This window comes from uncultured Bacteroides sp., from assembly GCF_910585845.1.
GTDB lineage: Bacteria > Bacteroidota > Bacteroidia > Bacteroidales > Bacteroidaceae > Bacteroides.
This window is the reverse complement of sequence record NZ_CAJUHF010000021.1, coordinates 1-22,767: the sequence shown is the minus strand read 5'-3', so window position 1 is coordinate 22,767 and position 22,767 is coordinate 1. Positions and strand designations below refer to the sequence as shown.

Here is a 22,767-nt window from a genome sequence, read left to right as displayed (position 1 = left end):
TAGTTATTAATTAAAAACCAAGGCGAACACCGATCACGTAACTGCGGGTAAGCATTGTATTATTCGTCTGGCCACCGATAAAGTTCGTATCGTTTGAACTTGTGCTCCATCCGGTTGTATCATCAGGGTTGATACCAGCTTTAACCAGTTCGCCACCCCAGATGAATGGGTTCAGCACTTGTGCGTAAATCTGACATTTGTTTGCACCCACTTTCTGCAAATATTTCTTAGGCAAGTTGTATGACAGAGAAATATTACGCAGAGCCACCATGTTTCCTTTGGTGTAGTTCATGTAAGCACTGTAGTCGGTTACGCCGGAATAAGTACCACCACTGTATTGGATGGGATATTTACCGCCTGGGTTCTCAGGACTCCACATGTCTGTTTCTACACGGCGACCCAGAGTTTGGAGAAGTCCGTAATAAGTGCCTCCGAAGCGTCCGTAGATGAATGCGCTCAGTTCCCAATCTTTGTAAGTAAAGGTCGTTGTGAAACCGCCTGACCACTTCGGTGACCACTGACCGATGTGTTTCTTGTCATCATCGTTGATTACGCCAGCACCGTTGTTTTCGTAATAGATGGTTTCGGTGTGTGATACACCTTTACTGTCTGTCCATGTGATTTCTTTAGAAAGTGCGCCTTCTGTTCCGGCAGGTACCTCTACCAGATTCTGGTCTTCTATCATAGCCATACCAGGCTTCATTTTTAGACCGTTAGCCTCGTAGAAACCAAGCATGCGGAGGTCTTCGTCTGTGTTCTGCCACAGGCGTGAGTATTTGTACACCCATACATCGTCAATAGGACGGTTGATGAACCATTTGTTAGCTGTGTCATCCACTTTACCGTTGGCGAGCTCTACGATCCAGCCCTTGTTGGTAGAAATAGAGAAATCAGTAGTCCATTTGAAGTCTTTGGTATCTACGTTCACCGTAGAAAGTGTGAATTCGAAGCCACGGTTGGCTGTCTTACCCACATTAGTACGGATGGAAGTATAACCGGTGATACCCGGAATAGCCTTTGACAAGATCAAGTCGCTGGTGCGTGCCTCATAGTATTCGATGCTACCGCTGATACGGCTCTTCAAGAAAGCGAAGTCGATACCCAAGTTGGTAGATGCGGTCTTTTCCCATCCTAAACCGTAGTTGGGTAATACGTTGGCTTTCGCTCCGTTGGATAGTGTAGTCGAGTTACCCGGACCGAAGAATTTACCGGCAAAATCAGCTGTCATAGAACCAGAAGTCTGATATGGGCTTACGGAAGCATTACCTGTGACACCATAACCTACACGCAGTTTGATTTGGTCAATCCAGTTGACGTCTCTCAAGAAAGATTCCTCGTTAACTTTCCATGCCAAAGCTGCTGACGGGAAGAAATCCCACTTATGACCTACTGCCAGTACGGAAGCACCGTCCCAACGTCCTGTCACGGTCAACAGATAGCGGTTCATCAAGCTATAGTTCAAACGTCCCATAAATGAAGTACGGGTCTGTTCGGAGAAAGAAGAGCCGATACCGTTTTGTGTACGATCTGAGTTAGCAAGTCCGTACCATATAGCAGTCGGGAATACGCATTGGTAAGCACGATAACTCAAACCTTCGCTACGTGATTGTTCGGCAGACTGCATCAGAGTAACCCCGATGGTATGGATCTCTTTCAAGGTTTTGTTATAGAAGATCATGTTCTCCAAAGTCCATGACGTACGTGTGCTGTGGTTGTTGTATGCTGTATTTGGATTATTTGCCGTATTCTTGTGCGGATTGGTGAAGTTCTCTCCATAATAAGAACCAACACGGCTATTACGGAACTGTGCACCCAGGTTGGTACGCCATTTCAGACCTTTCAACGGTTCCCAGAATCCACCGAAGTCCACTTCTGCGAAAGAACTGAACAATACTGTAGTAGCACGGGTTTCGTTGGTAGCCTCGTTGATATCCACCATCGGGTTGAACTCCAGACCGCCGGCAGAACCTTTGATGGCAGTGCCGTTTTCATCGAAGGCAGGATAGATGGGCAGCATGTTCAGCGCATAGCTGTAGATATCCTTTGCAACGGTGTTGGCAGAGTTGTTCAAGATACCATAGTTCTGGATAGAGTGGTTGGCATTCAAACTCATTCCGGCCTTAAACCATTTGGTCGGAGTGATTTCTCCACTGACTTTGGCTGTATAGCGCTTGAAATCCTGGTCTTTCAGAGCAGCTTCTTGATCCAGATAAGCCAAAGAGAAGTAGATGTTTGATTTGTCTGTTCCTGCTGACAGAGACATCTGATGATTCTGCGTAATACCTGTGCGGGTTACCAGATCCGTCCAATTGGTGGTTGGGATGGCCGCAGCATTATAAACAGGAACTCTGGATGCATAACCTTTGGCAATTTCTTCGGGAGTAGCATCACGCATTACATAGTTGCCATTTGCATCTCTCTGCCATGCTGCATTGAAGTAGGGTGCAGCTTCTGGAGTGTTACCCAAGTCGAAGATGTTGGCAATCTGGTTCGGATCTGGTGCCGTGCCGTATTGACCGGGGTAGTTGTCTGAGTTGATCAACTTCTGCATCTGCCAGTCTACGTATTCACCAGAATTCATCCAGTCGGTCATAGAGTGGATTTTAGAGAAGGTGATATTTCCGGAGTAAGAAACACTAGCCTGGCCTGTTGTACCTTTCTTTGTAGTAACCAAAACAACACCATTGGCACCACGCGAACCGTAGATGGCTGTTGCGGATGCATCTTTCAGAACCTCCATAGACTCGATATCATTCGGGTTCAGGTCGTTGATACCACCGGCAGTCAAGGGGATACCGTCAACTACGTACAACGGGTCGTTGGAGTTGTCGATGGAGCGAGTACCACGAATACGAACGACACCCACTTCACCAGGACGGCTATTGGTCGTGATTTCCACACCAGCTGCCTTTCCTTGCATAGCTTGCAGTGCATTTTGCACGGGGCGTTCTTCTATCGTAGCCGATGTTACGCGGGTCAGGGCACCAGTCACATCACTTTTTTTCATCGTACCATAACCTACTACTACAACTTCATCCAACATTTCACTGTCTTCAACCAAAGTGGCATTGATAGTGGATTGTCCTTTCACTGGGATTTCCAAAGTTTTGTATCCCACAAAACTAATCTGAATAATTCCGTTGGCCGGAACATTCTGAAGAATGTATTTACCGTCAATGTCGGTAATAGTACCATTAGTAGTGCCTTTTACGAGCACACTAGCACCAATTACGGATTCCCCTGTGTTGTCAAGCACAGTACCCGATACAGTTTTACTCTGTGCGAAAGCCCCTATGGCTAACACAGAAAACAAAGCGACGAAGAACAGCCGCTGGAACTTGTCCAGCAGACTCAACAGATTTGTATTCTTTCTGCCTTTCATACTTTAATTATTAAGTTAAACAAAAGTTAGTTCGCTATCTTTTTCAGGAGAAAAAAAGTTTTCCCACTTGTGAAAAAGTGTTGCAAATATAGTATCGTATTTTAAATTGGCGGATGTAAAATCGTGTCAAAACATGGAAAAATCTGTCTTTTTAGCGGGAAAATAGTATCAATTTTTGTAAGTAAAATCAAAATGAATAGTCTCAGTATCATTTAGATTATTAGAAGCCGTTTTATCTTTCCACTATCCTGTCTGTATCGGGGAGGAATTTGGAGCGGAAAATATCCATGATTTCTTCTGTCTATAAGGATGACGAAAACTTGGGTAGATTATGGAGTTGATATGGAGCAGGTGGAGATTAGAATAGAAAAATGGTTCATACGATATTTCGAGTGATACGGTAATCTATCTCCTGTGGAACGCCCACTTGTAACATTGGGAGCCGTAGTACGAGTAAAAAGCTGCCGCATTTGTGTCCGATTCCCGTGGGGTTTGTCGACATGTTGCCCCGCATCTGTCTGGAAAACCCCACGAGAATCGGACACAAAGCCCAGGGCAATCCGACAATTTGGAATTTAGAATTGATAGCTAATGAGTTAGCTAATTAATAGATTAACAATAAATGGTTTATCCGATATTTCGAGTGATAGATTACCGTATCACTCAATGGGCTTTCAGTCCGCGGATGATAAAACGAATAGAAAAGGCACTATCACTCCAAATGCTGAAAGAACCAAAATGAATGATGGACACTCAACCATGTCTAAAATGATACAGAGAATGCTTATTTTGATTTTATTCGCTACGCTTCACCTTACTTTTTTACTGAAAAAGACAGGATTTTCCATGTTTTGACACGATAATACATTCTCTATATGTTCAATTGTTTATACGTTTGCAACGTTGTTTCACGGTTAGAAGTATCTGTTTGGCCGATGAAAACGGAAAATTATTATTGTTTAACTTAATTTTATAAGTATGAAAAACAGCAAGAATCAAAGTCTGTTGAGCCGCATGAGTATTTTTCATCGGCTATTTTTCATTGCTCTTTTCTCTGTTTTCAGCCTTGGGGTTGTAGCGCAGACAAAGACGGTGAAGGGTACTGTTATAGACGGTACGGGTGAACCTGTTATTGGAGCCAGTGTATTGGTGAAAGGTTCTACAAACGGAGTTATTACTGACATTGACGGTAATTTTACTCTTCTTAATGTTCCGGAAAGCGGAACTATCCAAATCAGTTTTGTGGGGTATAAGACGCAGGATATTTCTGTAGCTGGAAAGTCGTCTCTTAAGGTAACGCTTGCCGAAGATACGGAAATGCTGGACGAAGTTGTGGTTGTAGGTTACGGTGTTCAGAAGAAGAGCGACGTGACAGGAGCATTGGCACGTGTGGATAGTAAAGAGCTGAATGCGAAGCCGGTAAGCAACGCTTTCGAAGCATTGCAAGGTAAGGCTGCCGGTGTGGATATTACTTCCAGTCAGCGTCCGGGTAGTGTAGGCGATATCCGTATTCGTGGTAACCGTTCATTGAATGCTAGTAACGCTCCGCTTTATGTGGTGGATGGTGTGCCTTTGAGTGCAGGTGGTATCGAGACTTTGAATCCGCGCGACATTGAGTCTATTGACATCTTGAAAGATGCTTCTTCTACGGCTATTTACGGTGCACGTGGTGCCAACGGTGTTGTGTTGATCACGACGAGGCGCGGAAAAGTCGGAACATTTGCTATGAATTATTCAGGAACAGTCACGTTGGAAACCCTGAAAGACAAATCGCCTGTTATGAGTGCCAGTGAGTATATCACTTGGAAACGCTGGGCACATTATAATAATAATCCTGAGGCTTATGTACCTGGTGATGCACCGACTTACGAAAATGACCAAAAGATTTTTGCAGGTGACACTTACGCTTTGAAAAATGTAAATAGGGGCTGGGAAGGTGGTTCCTGGAATGGTTCCAATGTGGACAATACGGATTGGACTGGTATGGTTACGCGTACAGGTGTTACTCACGAACATACATTGAGTGCCAGCGGTGGTAGCGAAAACCTGCAAGGTTCTTTCTCTTTCGGTTACTTGAACAACAAAGGTACGCAGAAAGGACAAGAGTACGAACGTTTCAATTTGGCTGCAACCATAGATGTTACACCCAAACCCTGGGTGAAGATCGGGGCTTCAATCAATATGTCGTATGCGGACCAACAGTATGGTGTCGACCGGCAGGCGGGTACCAACAACGGTCCTGGGGATATTTACGGATTGGCCAAAGCTATTCCCCGTTATGCTGTACCTTATGATGACGAAGGCAATGTGATTACTACTCCACATACCGAATCGCGCACTTATACGGTGATAGATGAGTGGAAAAAAGTGTCCGATGACCGTGAGAACTATCGTGCGTTGGCAAGTTTCTACGCCCAGTTGGATTTCGGCAAGATGTGGAAACCGTTGGAAGGGTTGAGCTATAAGTTTGCTTTCGGACCTGATTTCCGTTACAACCGTAATGGTATTTTCCGCGACAGTTCATCGGCATCACTCGCCGGTTCGGCAAACTATGCAAGTTGGGGGTCAAACCGTTACTTCTCATGGACATTAGATAATATGATTCTTTATAACCGCCAGTTTGGCAAACACAATATTGGTGTGACTTTGTTGCAGACAGCTTCGAAGAACAACCACGAAAGTGGTTCGATGAATGCTTCGGATATTATCGTACCCGAAATGTTGTGGAACAACATGGGAATTGTCGACATTACACAATCCCGCTATAAGGCCAGTATGGGAACCGGGTTGACCGAAAGCCAAATGGCATCTTACATGGCTCGTATAAACTATTCATTCAACGACCGCTATCTTTTGACTGTATCAGGACGTTATGACGGTTCGTCTGTATTGGCAGAAGGCAATAAGTGGGACTTCTTCCCATCGGCTGCATTGGGTTGGCGTATCAATCAGGAAGAGTTCATGAGCGAGTTGACTTGGATTGACAATTTGAAACTGCGTATTGGTGTCGGTACGACGGGTAACTCTGCTGTTAGTCCTTATGGTACTTTGGGTGGTATCTTTACAGGATGGATGCCGTTCTCTACAGGCAATCAGATGATTTTTGTAACTAACGAGCCTTATTATGTAGATATGTCGAAGAAGGCAAACATGATGTCCAATCAAGACCTTTCTTGGGAAAAGACGACGCAGTGGAACTACGGTATTGACTTCGGATTCTTGGGAAATCGCATCAGCGGTACGGTAGATATTTATCATTCCAAGACGAAAGACTTGTTGATGGCAGTAAATATTCCGACCCTGACCGGCTATCCTTCTACTATGCAGAACATTGGCCAGACTAAGAACTTCGGTGTGGACATTTCGCTGAATGTGACTCCTGTACGTACTAAGGATTTTGAATGGGTATCATCACTCAACGCGGCTTTCCAGAAAGAGGAAATCGTGGAATTGGCCAATGGCAAGAATGACATGGTCGATAACAAATGGTTCATCGGTCAGTCTATTGGTGTTTTCTATGATTATGCTGCTGATGGCATTTGGAAGGAATCGGATGCTGCAGAGATGGCAAAATGGAATGAAAATGGAAGCAAATTTAAAGTCGGTATGGTGAAACCGGTAGACCAAAACGGTGATTACAAACTGGATGCCAACGATGACAAGGTGATATTGGGTAATACAACTCCGCGTTGGACATTGGGTTGGACAAACTATTTCACATGGAAAGGTCTTGAGTTGGGTATTGAACTTTACGGTCGGTTCGGTTATATGATTTCAACAGGCGGTGAAGCGCAGGCCGGACAGTTCCAGCAGCGTAAGATTGATTATTGGACACCGAATAACCCAAATGCTGAATGGCAGATGCCTATCTATGGTTCGGGCGATTCTTATGCAAGTTTGTTGGGATACAAGGACGCTTCTTTCCTGAAACTGCGCAACATTTCTTTGGGTTATAACATTCCGGCAAACATTTGCAAGAGAATTGGTATCAACTCGTTGAAGGTGTATGTTCAGGGACGTAATTTGGGTGACATTTATTCGTCTGTTGATTATATTGATTTGGATATGGGTACATCTTATTATAATCGCGGTGTTACATTCGGACTGAATGTAGGTTTCTAATCGTTAATCTTTCAAACAAAAAATAAGTGATATGAAAAATATTAATAATAAAATATTGTCAGGTATTCTTGTTGCCTCAATGACGCTTGGTACGACTTCATGCGGCGATGATTTCTTGAAGGAGAATGCAAACCATACAACAACGGATGCATTGCTTGAAACAGGTTCAGGGGCATTGGCTATGGCTGCCGGGCTTTACGGTAATTTGCGCTGGCATTTTGGTTATGAATGGGCTTATGCCATTACGCTCTATGGTTGCGATGAGTTTTCAATGGGATCGGATGAGACCTCTTTGGGATGGATGGATTATAATACGGCTGAGTTGAATCCCGCTGGTTCCTCACGTCGTAATCATCCTTCGCCCGCTGATTTATGGAATGAATTGTATTATGGTATTGCAAGTTGTAACTTGTTACTGAAAAAGGCTCCTCTTATTACCAGTGAACAAGACCGTAATTCGGCTATGGGTGAGGCTTACTTCTTGCGTGGATACAATTACTATCGGCTGTTCTGCCAATACGAACGTTGTCCATTGCAGTTGGAACCCATCGATGTCAGTGCCGGTGTTCCGCGTAACTTTAAACTGGCAAGCGGTGAGGAGGTATTGAACCAGGTCATTAGTGACTTGGAGAGTGCTTACAATCTGCTCCGTACGGATGACTGGCGGGGAGCTGGTACTTGGACCAAATATACGGCTGCGCACTTCTTGGCCAAGGCTTTGCTTTATCGTCAGAGTGAGCGCTGCACATGGAAAGACAAATATCCTGCTAAGGCTGATTTGGATCGTGCCATCAAACTTTGCGATGAAGTCATTGATGCACGTGGTATAGAAAATGATTACAACAACTTGTATGCAAACTGGACGGGCGTGGATTGTGCCATAGAAAAATCAAAAGAGATTCTGATGTCAGCCTTGCATAACGATGCTTCGACTACGGCAGGTCGTTATGGAAATCGTACTTATAATTACTTCTCTTCACAGTTCAATACTTATTCTGGTGGTTTCGTTCCTCGTGGCCAGTATATAGGTGAAATGGACTTCCAGCGTTGCCGTCCTACGGAATATACTTATGCCGTGTTCGACAATGTGAACGACTCGCGTCTGTGGAAGACATTCAAGACTGTCTACGGTATCTGTAATAATGTGGCAGTACCGGACTATGTAAACGCTGAAAATGCTCCGAAACTCGGCGACCAGGGTATTCTTTTCTTGTTGAATAAGAAGAGTGATACGCGTTTCCACAAAGAGGAGTTTGGTCGTGCGGGTGTAGAACATACATTTGTCAATCCTGAAACCGGTAAGTGGGTACCCAACGTTGCTCCTATTTATGCCGATGGCGAATATGTGATGAATACTTATGGTACGACAGCACCCAATCGGGCCAATATGTATTGTGCTATAAACAAGACTGCTGATGGAAGCCGTACCGGTGAGAAAGGAGATGCACATCGTGACATTACGATGGCACGTGTAGGCGAAACTTATCTGGTAAAAGCGGAATGTCAGGTTCGTAACGGTGATGATAACGGAGCGTTGGCTACTATTAACCGGTTGCGCAAGCGTGCTGAATGGAAAGAGAATGAAGACCGTGAATATTATGTGGATGGTACGATTGCTTTTAAGAGCAATTCGACTGCTTCGGGTACTACCGTTAAGAAAAACACAGATGCTGATGGAACAAAAATGACCAATATGAAAGCATTTGAGTATTCATTCATCCAGAAGAACTCTTATGTACTTTCTACAGGCGTTGAATGCCCGGAAAGCGGTTGGGATGCATCTGACCTTCAGATAGCAGGTTGGGACAGACTGCCTGCTGAAGATCAAGCTGTATTGGATGCAATGGGGTTGAGTAGTAGTAGCTTGGAAGGCAAAATCAACTTTATCTTGAACGAACGTACCCGTGAATTGCTGGGTGAATGGAACCGTTGGGATGAATTGAGCCGTACGAAGACCCTTTATAAACGTGCTAAGTTGTTTAATCCCGAAACGCTTTACATCCAAGCTTATCATAACTTACGCCCTATTCCTCAATCGTTCCTCGATGGTTTGACCAATGATAGTGGCAAGCCATTAACGGATGAGGAAAAGAAAGCAATGCAGAATGAAGGATATTAAGGTTGATTGAATAAGGATTGTACAGATTCTGAAACGCTCTTTATATAGGGAGCATGTTTAGGGAAATGAGAGCCGGTTCGCTAAAGGGGACCGGCTCTTTTTAGTAAGTATGCCTAGTGTTGGTGGATATAGATCGATCTCTCAATCGGTTAGTATCTTTTTCCTGTATTCCGTAGGTGTGAATCCGGTACTCTTTTTGAAAGACTTGTTGAAGTGGGAAATGGTGTCGAATCCGCATTCGGTACTGATCTGCGAGATATTCATGTTGTCCAAGGCAAGGAGTTTGCAGGCATATCCGATACGCATGTCCGATAGGTAATTTTTCAGGGTTTTCCCGGTCTTGCTTTTGAAGAAACGGCAGAAGGAGGCAGGTGACATAGCAGCCAGGCAGGCGATTTCATTCAAATCCATGTGACGAGTGTAATGCTGGTTCAGATAGGCGAGAATTTTGTCCAGGCGTGAGTTGCCTTGCATTTGCTCTATTTGATCCGACGGGGGAAAGATGATTTTGGTACTGATTTCGGTCATCTCCTTGAATAAATGTAGGATAGACAGGATTTGCTCGATGCCGGATGTCAGCGGAATAGTTTCAAGCAAATCAACAGCCCTTGCCGAACATCCGGCAGGGAAATAAATTCCGTTTTGTGAATCATCCAGCAGTTTTTTTATTTTTGTGAACTGGATGTAATGGCGTATGGAATACTGCATGAAGTCGTGTTCGAACTGAATAATGGTACCTTGAGTCCGGAGACAACTGTCATCAGCATAATAAGCGTCATCGTTCTTCATGTAGTGGGGCAGGTTGGAGCCGATCAGGACGAAGTCCCCTGCCTTGAAGCTTTCCATATTATTGCCGATAAAGCCGGTTCCAGTGCCCTCTTTGAAGTAGATGATTTCATATTCGGCGTGGAAATGCCAGGGATAGGTAAAACGGGCATAGTCGTAGAAACGTGCCTTGATGGGCGATGACTCCGAAATGGGGAGTTGCTCGTTTATCAATTGACGAGTGACAGACTTCATAAATGGCAAATTTAGAGTTATTCTTTGCAAATATAGGAAAAATGTGACATGGGGCAATTCGTTACTTTTGCAAAAAGTTAGAATTAAGTAGACTGAAACATAAATTGTTTCTTAATCAATAAAAGAATAACAAAGATGGAAAAGACTTGGAGATGGTTTGGCAAGAAAGACAAGATTACGCTGGACATGCTTAGGCAGATTGGCGTAGAAGGCATTGTGACAGCTTTGCACGATGTGCCCAACGGTGAAGTGTGGACCGAAGAGGCGATTAGTGATTTGAAGAAGTACATCGAATCCTATGGTTTGCGTTGGTCGGTGGTAGAGAGCCTTCCGGTATGTGAGGCAATCAAGTATGTAGGACCGGAGCGCAGCCGGCTGATAGAGAACTATAAAGTCAGTCTAGCAAATTTGGGTAAATGTGGTGTGAAGACGGTTTGCTACAACTTTATGCCGGTGATTGACTGGATACGTACGGACTTGCAGCATCCATGGGCCGACGGTACGTCTTCCCTCTATTTCGATCGTATCCGTTTCGCTTACTTCGACCTCTGTATCCTCAAGCGTGAAGGTGCCGAGAAAGACTATTCTGCCGAGGAGTTGGCAAAGGTGGCTGAGCTGGACAAGACCATAACCGAAGCCGAAAAAGACGAGCTCATTGACACGATTATCGTGAAAACGCAGGGCTTTGTGAACGGAAACATCAAGGAAGGGGATAAGAATCCGGTGAATATTTTCAAGAAACTGTTGGCTTTGTATGAGGGTATCGACCGCGATGCGCTTCGCGAAAACATGCGCTATTTCCTTGCAGCCATCATGCCTGTGTGCGAAGAGTATGGGATTAACATGTGTGTGCACCCTGACGACCCACCGTTCCAAGTGTTGGGATTGCCTCGCATCGTGACGAACGAGGAAGATATTGCCTGGTTCCTGAATGCGGTGGATAATCCGCACAATGGGCTGACTTTCTGTGCCGGTTCGCTCAGTGCGGGTGAGCATAATGATACGCGTGAGTTGGCAAAGAAGTTTGCCAAGCGTACCCATTTTGTGCATTTACGCAGTACAGCGGCTATGCCGGGCGGTAATTTCATCGAAAGTTCTCATCTGGAGGGACGTGGGCATCTGATCGACCTTATCCGTATCTTCGAAAAAGAGAATCCCGGACTGCCTATGCGCGTGGATCATGGACGGATGATGCTGGGAGACGAGAAACAGGGATACAATCCCGGATATTCATTCCACGGCCGTATGCTGGCATTGGCACAAGTGGAGGGAATGATGGCAGTAGTGCAAGACGAACTTAAAAATCAATAATTTAAAGACGAAACATTATGAACGAACAATTCAGTATTGCAGGCAAAGTGGCAGTGATCACCGGTGCCGGTGGCGTGTTGGGTGGCAGCATTGCCAAGTGTTTTATGCAACAAGGAGCCAAAGTAGTGGCTGTGGACATCCGTCAGGAGCAGTTGGACAAGCGTGTAGCGGAACTGAAGACGTATGGTGAGGATGTCATCGGCATCGTGGGCAATGTATTGGATATTGCCAGCCTCGAGAAACTTGCCGACGATATCGTGGCGAAATGGGGACGTGTGGACATTCTGCTGAACATCGCAGGCGGAAATATGCCGGGTGCGACTCTTGCTCCCGACCAGCACTTCTTTGATATGGACATTTCCTGCTGGGAGAAAGTGACGAACCTGAATATGAACGGAACCGTATATCCCTCTTTAGTATTCAGTAAGGTGATGGCTAAACAGGGTAAGGGGTGCATTGTGAATGTTTCTTCTATGGCTGCTTACAGTGCGATCACCCGTGTACCGGGTTATTCGGCTGCCAAAACGGCTGTTGCCAACTTTACCCAGTGGCTGGCAAGTGAGCTTGCCCTGAAATACGGTGACGGTATTCGCGTGAATGCCATTGCGCCAGGCTTCTTCATTGGCGACCAGAACCGTGCGGTGCTTATCAATCCTGATGGTTCGCTGACGGACCGTAGCAAGAAGGTATTGGCAAAGACGCCGATGAAGCGTTTTGGGGATATCAACGAACTGAATGGTGCCGTGCAGTTCCTGTGTAGTGACGCTGCCAGCTTTGTGACGGGTGCTTTGTTGCCGATTGACGGTGGTTTTAGTGCCTTCAGTGGGGTATAAGGCTGGATATCATTAGGGGAAGGTGTGTCAAAACGTCTTTTTTAAGAAAATTCCCTCTGTCACAGCTATTTGTGACAGGGGGAATTCTTTCAATTTGGGCATTATGGCACACCTTCCTTAAATTAATACTGTAGCAGAAAACTTTCCGCCACTTTCAGGAAGCGTTCGTGTCCTTTCTTGTTCAGATGAGCTGTATCTTTGGCTCCTTGGAAATAGATTTTTCTGAAAGTATCGCTTGCGGCATAGATACCTCCTTGGCGGGCACAGTCGAAAATGGGAATGCTGTAATTGCCGCATACTTCAAGCATGGCGTCAACCACCTTTTCCGAATCACTTCCCTTGAAGTCTTTGCAGGTCCATCGGGTGAAGAAGAAGATCTTGGCCGTAGGGTACTTCTCAACAAGCCCTTCGCAAAGTATGGCCAGTTTCTCTTTGAAGTTGTCTATACCTCCGATGGAGTCCAGTTTGAAGGCATCGTTGTGTCCGCCGATTACGACAATATAGTCCAGACTATCCGCCATCTCCTTATACCTTATATACATAGCTTCTCCCCAGCGGGGGCTGGAATAGGCTATGCTGTTTCCGTTTCTTCCGTAGTTGAGGTACTCCATGCCATGCTTCCGGGCGAAGGCATAGTGCCAGGTATTTTCAACGGGTTCTTTATGGTTCTTTACGTAGCTGTCTCCGATGACGGCTATACGTTTGCCTTTAAGCCCATTGGCGGACGGGCAAGTGTCCGTGGTCTGTGCATGGCCGATGAGGGCAGGCAGACAGGAAACCATGAACAGCAGTTTTCTTAAGATTGGTTTCATTTTCATGACTTATTGGATTTGTTTTTATGACTTATCGGATTTGAAAGATTTGTGTTACAACGTATCTGTGACGATGATGTCCGGTTATTTTTGTATAGAGAATACCAATACTCCGGCAGTAGGGATGTCGGTCGTTCCAATGACTGCCTTTGCTCCTGCTGGAAGTGTAAACGAGTAGGGCTTATCGCTATAATTCAATACGATGCCCAGTCCGTTGCGATACTCCATAGTCACGCCGTAGGGCAGTTCCATAACGGGGATATTCAGTTCGGTATACAACTTTCTTAGTACATCTTTTTCCAGACTACCGTCCGTACTGTCGATGCCTACGTAGGTGATGCTACCTTTACCGAGTTTGCGGGTACTGATTGCTGTTTTCCCTTCATAGAATTCTTCGATATACTTACCCCATGACCGACATTCCTTGCTTGGTTTCAGAATCTCTCCCCAAGTGTTCCAGGTATATTCTTTGCCGTCTATGACGTATTTTCCGGGCTCTTCGGGAAGGAGCAGATCGTAGAACTCTATTTCATCGCCTGTCAGTTTGCTGATCATGGAACCAAAGGGTGCTTCGGGCAGGCGGCCGTAACGGTCTTTCTGTGCAGTACGGCAGGTCAGTATGAGGTTTCCACCCTGTTTTACGTATTCAGTCCAGCGGTCTACGAGCGCCTTGTCCGCCATTTGATAGGCGGGAGCAATCACTACCGGATATTGCGCCAGGTCTTTACTCTCATTGATGATGTCTACCGGGGCACCGAAACTTTTCAAGGCACGGTAGTATTTCTCTACATGCGCCATGGTGTTCCAGGTGTGGTTCTGTTTTTGTCGTTCTATACTCCATGCGTTTTCGTGGTTGAAGAGGATGGCGGTGCGGCGTGCCATATAGTCGTCAGGCTTTACGTCACGGGCTTTTGCCAGTGTGCGCAACTGCTTGATTTCCTTCATGAACTGTTCAAACTCCCTTCCGCCGGGGGTGACGGTCGTACCGTCTGTGTTTACGATGCCATAGTGGTATTGTTCCGTCCCGTAAAGCGGCTGTCGATAACGGTAGGTACATGTGAAGTCGCTCCCACCGGCAAAGACGCTCCACAGCCACAGGCGTACAGCGCCGGGCAGAGGTTGTGGGTTGATGCTTCCCCAGTTCACTTGTCCCGGTTGGAGTTCCATCACTCCGTAAAAGCCTTTTACGGGGCGGAAGAAATCGTTGGCAAAGGCGATGCGCAGCGGGTTGCCTACGCGATATCCGCGACGACCGATACCTTCGTTGTCACCATAGACCATATAGCGTGTGTAGCTGGCAAAATCGAGGTCGGGGCTGCCTCCGATGTGCCCTTCGGCATAGTTGGGGATGTAGTTTGTGGTCACCCATTGGTTGCGGGCATGCTTTTTGATAAGCAGGCATTGCTCGTTCAGGAAATCATTTGTCTGCTTGGCGGCAAAACGACGGTAATCCAGAATCTGGTGGTGGTTCATGAACATTTGCGCGGTCTTGGGCAGGGTGATTTCATCGAAGGAGGAGTAGACTTCGCTCCAGAAGGCTGTGCCCCAGGCATCGTTCAGTTCTTCGATATGGTTGTGGTATTTATCTCTCAGGAACTGGCGGAAAGCGGTCTCCGCAGCGGGATTGTAATCAAATTGTACGGCGGGTTCATTGTCCAATTGCCATCCGATGATGCGCGGGTCGTTGCCGTAGTGTTGTGCCAGTTTCTCTATCATCTTGTAGGATAGTTCCCGATAAAGAGGCGATGCGAACGAGGCATGTTGGCGTGCACCGTGGTCGAGTATGGTTCCGTCTTCATGCTTAATCAGGATTTCCGGGTACTTGCGGCTCAGCCAAACGGGTGGGGTGGCGGTGGAGGTGCACATGATAACCTTCAACTGATATTTGGCGGCAAGGGCAACTGCCTTGTCCAGCCAGGCAAAGTCGTATTTTCCTTCTTCCGGTTCCAACTGTGCCCAGGCAAATTCGGCAAAGTGTGTGAACTCGAATCCCAGTTCGTGCATTTGTTTGAAGTCTCGTTCCCATTGTTTTTCGTTCCAGTGTTCGGGATAGTAGTAGGTACCTGTCAGGGTAAGATCTTTGTCGTCGAACCATGCCGGTTGGGCAAAGAGTATTCCGCCCATCAGGCAAGCGACAAGCAAGGTGATAATCTGTTTCTTCATGGATCTTTTTTTTGATGGATTTATATAATAGGTACAAAGGTATGCGGACAGTAAAAAAAAGCCTATGGAAAATAGTACAAATAACTGCAAAATTGAGCTTTTTTAGATGAAATTCCATGTAAATGGACGTGTTTCCATTCGTTGAGATAGTCAAAAGGCTTACTTTCGCAACATATTTTTTATGAACGGAATAGAACAGTACTATGAAGAGAATTTCTACGATAATATTGCTATTGGCTTTTGCATGGGCAGGACTGAAAGCACAGATGCTTCCTTTCCGTTTGCCCAATGGAGCAGGCACTTTCCGCTTGGGGATAGTGGTAGGTGACGAAAGTCGTTGGCTGGATGAGTGTGAACTGGAAAAAACGGGAGACCGGACATACATGATTAAGGATACATTGTTAGGAAAAGGTAAGATTAGATTAGCAACATGCCTTCTTACGGATACTAAAGGGTTGTTAGTAGAGGTTTCCGGCTCCCGTTTACCGGAAAATCTCTCTTTGTGCTGGGCTTTTGGGGCGTGCAATGAAGATGAAACCCTTTTCGGGCAGGGGGCTGCAATCTCACCACAGGCTTGCAAGGATAATGTATTCAGTGATGAACTGAACGCTTTCACTGTGTATTATGGTGCAAGTATGGCTTTGCGAGGTATACAGGGGATAGCACCCATCGGTTCGGAACTTCGTTTGTCGGATGCACACCAACAGGCATCGCCGCTCCAGTTGTATCACTCCGGAAAGAAGACGGATGCTCCTGTCATTTCCTCCCTTTACTCTTGGGATGCGAAAGAGAAATGTTATTTCTGTTTCTACAAGCAAAATGCCAAAGCAGACTATAATTATTTTATGTTACCGGAACTATTTGAAAGGGAGAGTAAGAAATGAAACGTTTGATGTTGTTCGTGTCAGTTTGTTGTTGGATGCTTGCCATGCAGGCAGCTGTCCATAATGTGAAAGACTACGGTGCCAAAGCCGATGGGGTAACCATTGATTCACCTGCCATCAACCGTGCTATATCCGCTGCTGCTGCCGAAGGGGGTGGGACGGTATATGTTCCGACTGGTGAGTATGCCTGCTATTCTATTCGTCTGGCAAGTCATATTCATATCTATTTGGAACAAGGTGCTCGCATCATAGCTGCTTCTCCTACTCCTGATGCCGGATATGATGAGGCGGAACCGAACGAACACAACCGTTATCAAGACTTCGGGCACAGCCATTGGAAGAATTCCCTCATTTGGGGTATCGGGATAGAAGAGGTAACCATCAGCGGACCGGGGCTTATCTATGGCCGTGGGCTGACCCGTGAAGAAAGCCGTCTGCCGGGAGTGGGAAACAAAGCTATCAGCCTGAAGCTTTGCAAGAATGTCACATTGAAAGATTTCTCTATGTTGCGTTGCGGACATTTCGCCCTGTTGGCTACGGGAGTGGACAATCTGAGCATCATCAATCTGAAAGTAGATACCAACCGTGATGGTTTTGACATTGATTGTTGCAAAAACGTACGCATTATGGGGTGCAGCGTAAATTCTCCTTGGGATGATGCCATTGTGCTGAAGGCCTCTTATGCCCTTGGTTATTTCAGGGATACGGAAAATGTAACGATCTCCGACTGCTATGTCAGTGGTTACGACCGCGGCACCATGTTGGATGCCACGTGGCAACGCGACGAACCACAGGCTCCTGATCATGGTTATGTGACAGGACGTATTAAGTTCGGCACGGAATCCAGTGGCGGCTTCAAGAATATTGCCATTACAAATTGTCTGTTCGAGCGTTGCCGTGGGCTTGCCCTGGAAACGGTAGATGGCGGACAGCTGGAGGATATTGTCATCAGCAACATTACAATGCGGGATATAGTGAACGCTCCTTTCTTCTTGCGGCTTGGTAAGCGTATGCGCAGCCCTGAGGGCACTCAACCCGGAACGATGAAACGTATCCTTATCAGTAACATTAATGTGTTTAATGCAGATTCCCGTTATTCTTCCATCATCAGTGGCGTGCCGGGAGCATTGATTGAAGAAGTTACTTTCAGCAATATCCATATTTATCATCAGGGAGGCTATACGGCAGAAGATGCTCGGCACATTCTACCTGAAAATGAGAAAGTTTATCCGGAACCGTGGATGTTTGGTACGATTCCAGCTAAAGGATTTTATATTCGTCATGCAGCGGGTGTGACTTTTGATAATGTGCATTTCCATTATCAAAAGGCTGATACTCGTCCCCTGTTTGTGACGGATGATGTATCGGGATTGACCTACAGGAATATAACCGTGGATGGTAAAGAATATATGAATTAATACTAAACTAATAATTGCATCATGAAAAAAAAATTAGTAGGAGTTTTTCTCCTGATGAGTCTCATCTGCGCAAGCATTAGTGCGCAGGAATTACCTGACAAGAAAGAGACGCTCAAGACTTTGGTAAAAGTGAATGATTATTTTATGAAAAAGTATGCGGATTATCGTACTCCGTCTTATCATGGTGTCGTACGTCCCAGCAACATCTGGACGCGTGGCGTTTACTATGAGGGATTGATGGCGTTATATTCCGTTTTCCCTCGCGAGGAATACTATGATTATGCTTATCAGTGGGCGGACTTCCATAAATGGGGAATGCGTAATGGAAACACTACACGCAATGCCGATGACCAATGTTGCGGACAGACTTATATTGATTTGTATAATATGTCTTCCGAACCGGAGAAGATCAGAAAGATCAGAGCTTGCATGGATATGTTGGTCAATACTCCGCAAGTGAACGATTGGACATGGGTGGACGCCATACAAATGGGGATGCCTGTCTTTGCCAAGTTGGGAAGAGTGACGGGAGAACAGAAATACAATGATAAGATGTGGGAAATGTACAGTTATTCACGCAACGTACATGGCAAGAACGGTCTTTTTAATCCGAAAGACGGATTGTGGTGGAGAGATGCGGACTTTGTTCCTCCCTATAAGGAGCCGAATGGCGAGGATTGCTATTGGAGCCGTGGCAATGGTTGGGCATATGCTGCATTGGTACGTGTCTTGGAAGAGATTTCGACCGATGAACCCCATCGTGCTGATTATATCAATGACTTCCTTGCAATGAGCAAGGCTTTGAAAAAATGCCAGCGCAAGGATGGTTTTTGGAATGTAAGCCTTCATGACGAAACAAACTTTGGCGGAAAAGAGACGAGCGGTACGGCACTGTTTGTTTATGGCATGGCTTGGGGTGTACGTAAAGGTTTGTTGGATAGAAAAGAATTCCTTCCAGTGTTGCTGAAGGCTTGGAATGCAATGGTACAAGATGCTGTTCATCCGAATGGTTTTCTGGGTTATGTGCAAGGTACGGGCAAAGAACCGAAAGACGGTCAGCCGGTGACTTATGACAAGGTGCCCGATTTTGAAGACTATGGTGTAGGTTGCTTCCTGCTGGCTGGAGCGGAAGTATATAAACTGAATTGAGTTTAGAGCCTGTTTAAATTTTCTTCAAAAAGTTTTTTATTCAGCTTCTTTAGAGTTTCTTTTCGGTCTGTTTTCCTCTTTTTATTCGTCACATAGCCCGCTATGCTCCTCATAAAAACAGAAAAACATCCTCAAAAAGAACTCTCAAAAGAAGGCTGAACAAAATTTAAACAGGCTCTTAGCTATAAACAGTTTTCATAGATTATAGTATAATTGGTTCGGTTAATCAATTAGGAGGAAGGAAGGACTGTGAAGTCGTTCCTTTCTTTTCTTTGTAAAACGAAACTTGAATAACTAATAAAAACGATATGAAACAATTTGTAAAATTAATGATTTTAGGTTTGTCGCTTGCTGTAAGTGCAGGAGCGCAAAACTATAAGTTCGATTTCACTTCGGGCAAGAAAGCGAAAGACGGTTACGTCAAGGTAACGCCCGATGACCGTTATGATGAGGCGAAAGGATATGGTTATGACTTGACCGCTTCTCCTGACGGTAAAAGCAAGGTCCCTTTTTTCTTCTCGATCACCGTTCCTGATGGAAATTATCGTATTACGGCTGTTGTCGGTAGCAAGCGGAGTGCGGGAGAGACCACTGTGAGAGGGGAGTCGCGCCGACTTTTCTTCGAGAATGTAAAGACCAGGAAGGGAGAACTGCTTCCTTGTACTTTTACGATCAACAAGCGGGACAAACACATCTCAGAAAAGGAAGACGTACGTATCAAGCTTCGCGAACGCAGTAAACTGAATTGGGATGACAAACTGACTCTGGAGTTCAACGGAGATGCCCCCCAAGTGTCTGAGCTGATTATTGACCGTGTGGAGGATGTTCCTACTGTTTTCCTATGTGGAAATTCCACTGTCGTGGACCAGGACAACGAACCTTGGGCAAGCTGGGGACAGATGGTGACGCGCTTCTTCACCGATAGTATTTGTTTTGCCAACTATGCCGAATCCGGTGAGTCTGCCAATACCTTTATTAGTGCCGGACGCTTGAAGAAGGCTCTGACACAGATGAAGCCGGGAGACTATATCTTCATGGAGTTCGGACACAACGACCAAAAACAGAAGGGACCCGGTAAAGGTGCGTTCTATTCGTTCATGACCAGTCTGAAGACATTTGTAGATGAGGCACGTGCCCGTGGAGCGCAGCCGATATTGGTAACGCCTACTCAGCGCCGTAGCTTTGATGAGAACGGCAAGATTAAGGATACCCACCTCGACTTTCCGGATGCGGTACGCTGGTTGGCGGAGAAGGAGAATATTCCTTTGGTAGATTTGCATGCCATGACCCGCATATTATACGAAGCAATGGGTGTGGAAGAGTCTAAGCAGGCTTTTGTGCACTATCCTGCCAATACTTATCCGCAGCAGACTAAGCCTTTGGCAGATAATACCCATTTCAATCCATACGGTGCTTATCAGATAGCCAAATGTGTCATCGAAGGAATGAAAAAAGCCGGTTTGCCAATTGTCAAGTTCTTGCGTGCAGACTACGAAGGATATAATCCTGCCCAGCCGGATGTGCTCGAAAGTTTCAAGTGGAATGATAGTCCGTTTACGGAGCTTGAGAAGCCGGACGGTAATTGATAGGAAAGACGTAAATTGATTGTTTTAAGGTTAGGTCCCTATTCGGATAGATTGATATGGTCCGGATAGGGATTTTTTCGATGAAGAACATTACTGATAACTCTCAATTCTCCACTCTTTAATTCTCCATTCAAATAAGTTTTTCTACATTCGGAATCACGATTTCCCCTCTGTGGAGCGTCAGTAATCCCTTTTCCTGCATCCCGTTCAGGGCTTTCGATATGCTCAGCCGTGTGTCGTTGAGGATATCGGCAAGTACTTCCATTTTTATTTTCAGTATTTTTTTTCCTGATAAACGTTCGATATGCGAGAGTATGAAGTCGGCAATGCGTGTTTCGGGATTTCCGATGGTTTTATTCCATAGGCGGTTATAGTTTGTCTGTGCCCGGTTGCTGATGATGTTCATGTAATTAAGCCGGAAGATTTCGTATCGGAACAAGTGGCTCATTACAAATGTTTTGCTGATGGTTACGGTGTGCACCTCAGTCTGTGCTATGTAAGTAGAGACATAAGAAGTGTTCATACCAAACAGCGATTGCGGTTCTATCAGATAGGGAGCTTGGAAGAACTCCATGATAGAGTAGGAATTATCGTTGGAAGAGGTGGAGGAAGCGATTTCTCCGTTTAAGATAAATATCAGTTGTCTGCATGCTGTATCTTTTTTTGCTAAGATTTCTCCTGCCTTATGTTTGGTGAAGTGCAATTTTACTTTTCCCAATATGCAGGTGAAATCCTCTTGAGCGAGTCCTTGGAATAGCGGCAATTGGAGTAAGGTGTCATACATCGTTTCCATAATCTTTATCAACTTTCTTGTTTGAAAACAAATGTAGGCATAATCGCTATTTACCGTGAATACTTAGCTTCTCTTTTTGTTTTTTTTATTATTTCTTAAACGTGCTATTCATTCGGTGGCTGAATTTTGCAAAATGTATAAAAATCGATTATATTTGCAGAAAAAATAAGGAAGTATATGTTTTCAGCATTTAATTTTCAACAGATGATAAGCGCTTTTATCGTGCTATTTGCAGTGATTGACATCATTGGTTCTATACCTATTATCATTAATCTGAAGGAGAAAGGTAAGGACGTGAACGCCATGAAGGCTACGTTGATCTCCTTTGCTTTGCTGCTCGGTTTCTTTTATGCGGGCGACATGATGTTGAAGCTCTTTCATGTAGATATTGAGTCGTTTGCCGTTGCCGGTGCGTTCGTTATCTTCTTGATGTCTTTGGAGATGATTCTGGATATAGAGATTTTCAAGAACCAAGGTCCTATCAAGGAGGCTACTTTGGTACCGCTGGTCTTTCCGTTACTGGCGGGTGCGGGGGCATTCACCACTTTGTTGTCCCTCCGTGCGGAGTATGCCAGCATCAACATTATCATTGCTTTGGTGCTGAATATGTTGTGGGTTTATTTTGTGGTCAGCATGACGGGACGCGTGGAACGCTTTTTGGGTAAAGGTGGTATCTATATTATCCGCAAATTTTTCGGTATCATTCTGCTGGCTATTTCCGTGAGATTGTTCATGGCGAATATTACGCTGCTGGTGGAGGCGCTGCAAAGATAGTCCGTATTCTAAGTATGTTGACATAAATGGCTAAGTATGTTTACATACATGGCAAAGTATCTTAAGAGACTTTGCCATGTATCTTAAGATACGAATAGAAGAAGTGGTTATGTATCCGGAAATATGGAGTGGCTAAAGTTCACGTTTGTGTCGCTAAACCTTAGCTTTGTCATGCTAAACCTTAGCTTTGACCAGATAGAAAGTTTGTGTACATGGCTACTACTATAAACCGTGGTGAATACGCGGAATCGGTGTACCGGATACGACAAACCACGGGCGGGAATACTGGTAAATAAGTTTCTCTTCTACTACAAGAAGTTTCACCATAAATATTTGTGTATTATGTGATTAACGGATGGGTGAAAGATGTGAGGGATGAAATAGGGTATTTATCGGTTCTT

The 22,767-nt window shown here is 45.2% G+C and carries 14 protein-coding genes; 9 read left to right on the top strand and 5 right to left on the bottom strand.

The window, feature by feature from the left end; all coding sequences use genetic code 11:
* Window positions 1–10: 10 nt before the first annotated feature.
* Window positions 11–3,382, bottom strand: coding sequence for a TonB-dependent receptor (locus QZ323_RS07810; protein WP_294634043.1), 3,372 nt, complete (start codon window positions 3,380–3,382; stop codon window positions 11–13).
* 978 nt (window positions 3,383–4,360) lie between these two features.
* Here QZ323_RS07810 and QZ323_RS07805 point away from each other — a divergent pair.
* Both QZ323_RS07805 and QZ323_RS07800 read left to right on the top strand, forming a co-directional pair.
* Window positions 4,361–7,504 (top strand): TonB-dependent receptor, encoded by a 3,144-nt coding sequence (locus QZ323_RS07805; protein WP_294634042.1) that lies wholly within the window; start codon window positions 4,361–4,363, stop codon window positions 7,502–7,504.
* A 31-nt stretch (window positions 7,505–7,535) separates the two neighbouring features.
* Window positions 7,536–9,623 (top strand): RagB/SusD family nutrient uptake outer membrane protein, encoded by a 2,088-nt coding sequence (locus QZ323_RS07800; protein WP_294634041.1) that lies wholly within the window; start codon window positions 7,536–7,538, stop codon window positions 9,621–9,623.
* 141 nt (window positions 9,624–9,764) lie between these two features.
* On the opposite strand, the gene QZ323_RS07795 is transcribed toward QZ323_RS07800, so the two are convergent.
* Complete coding sequence (locus QZ323_RS07795) at window positions 9,765–10,643, bottom strand: AraC family transcriptional regulator (protein WP_294634040.1); 879 nt, start codon at window positions 10,641–10,643, stop codon at window positions 9,765–9,767.
* Between the two features lie 135 nt (window positions 10,644–10,778).
* Between QZ323_RS07795 and uxuA the strand changes: the two genes are divergently transcribed.
* Window positions 10,779–11,954, top strand: coding sequence for a mannonate dehydratase (gene uxuA, locus QZ323_RS07790; protein WP_294634039.1), 1,176 nt, complete (start codon window positions 10,779–10,781; stop codon window positions 11,952–11,954).
* 17 nt (window positions 11,955–11,971) lie between these two features.
* Window positions 11,972–12,787 carry an SDR family oxidoreductase gene (locus QZ323_RS07785; protein WP_294634038.1) on the top strand — a complete coding sequence of 272 codons (816 nt, stop codon included), beginning with the start codon at window positions 11,972–11,974 and terminating at the stop codon, window positions 12,785–12,787.
* 122 nt (window positions 12,788–12,909) lie between these two features.
* Here QZ323_RS07785 and QZ323_RS07780 read toward each other — a convergent pair whose 3' ends face one another.
* Window positions 12,910–13,599 (bottom strand): SGNH/GDSL hydrolase family protein, encoded by a 690-nt coding sequence (locus QZ323_RS07780; protein WP_294634037.1) that lies wholly within the window; start codon window positions 13,597–13,599, stop codon window positions 12,910–12,912.
* 84 nt (window positions 13,600–13,683) lie between these two features.
* Window positions 13,684–15,723: a beta-galactosidase gene (locus QZ323_RS07775; RefSeq protein ID WP_294634066.1), complete on the bottom strand. Its 2,040-nt coding sequence runs from the start codon at window positions 15,721–15,723 to the stop codon at window positions 13,684–13,686.
* A gap of 242 nt (window positions 15,724–15,965) precedes the next feature.
* On the opposite strand from QZ323_RS07775, the gene QZ323_RS07770 reads away from it, so the two are divergent.
* The 4 genes from QZ323_RS07770 to QZ323_RS07755 all read left to right on the top strand — a co-directional run bounded on the left by QZ323_RS07770 (window position 15,966) and on the right by QZ323_RS07755 (window position 20,799).
* On the top strand, window positions 15,966–16,646 hold the full coding sequence (locus tag QZ323_RS07770; protein ID WP_294634036.1) for a DUF4450 domain-containing protein: 681 nt from the start codon (window positions 15,966–15,968) through the stop codon (window positions 16,644–16,646).
* Window positions 16,643–18,064 carry a glycoside hydrolase family 28 protein gene (locus tag QZ323_RS07765; protein ID WP_294634035.1) on the top strand — a complete coding sequence of 474 codons (1,422 nt, stop codon included), beginning with the start codon at window positions 16,643–16,645 and terminating at the stop codon, window positions 18,062–18,064. The genes QZ323_RS07770 and QZ323_RS07765 overlap by 4 nt, the downstream gene beginning before the upstream one ends.
* Window positions 18,065–18,085: 21 nt before the next feature.
* A complete protein-coding gene (locus QZ323_RS07760; protein WP_294634034.1) occupies window positions 18,086–19,213 on the top strand; it encodes a glycoside hydrolase family 88 protein in 1,128 nt (375 codons plus the stop codon).
* A gap of 308 nt (window positions 19,214–19,521) precedes the next feature.
* Complete coding sequence (locus tag QZ323_RS07755) at window positions 19,522–20,799, top strand: rhamnogalacturonan acetylesterase (protein ID WP_294634033.1); 1,278 nt, start codon at window positions 19,522–19,524, stop codon at window positions 20,797–20,799.
* Window positions 20,800–20,929: 130 nt separating this feature from the next.
* Here the strand turns inward: QZ323_RS07755 and QZ323_RS07750 are convergent, their stop codons facing one another.
* On the bottom strand, window positions 20,930–21,592 hold the full coding sequence (locus tag QZ323_RS07750) for a Crp/Fnr family transcriptional regulator (protein ID WP_294634032.1): 663 nt from the start codon (window positions 21,590–21,592) through the stop codon (window positions 20,930–20,932).
* A gap of 177 nt (window positions 21,593–21,769) precedes the next feature.
* On the opposite strand from QZ323_RS07750, the gene QZ323_RS07745 reads away from it, so the two are divergent.
* Window positions 21,770–22,366 carry a MarC family protein gene (locus tag QZ323_RS07745; protein ID WP_294634031.1) on the top strand — a complete coding sequence of 199 codons (597 nt, stop codon included), beginning with the start codon at window positions 21,770–21,772 and terminating at the stop codon, window positions 22,364–22,366.
* The last annotated feature ends 401 nt before the right edge of the window (window positions 22,367–22,767 follow it).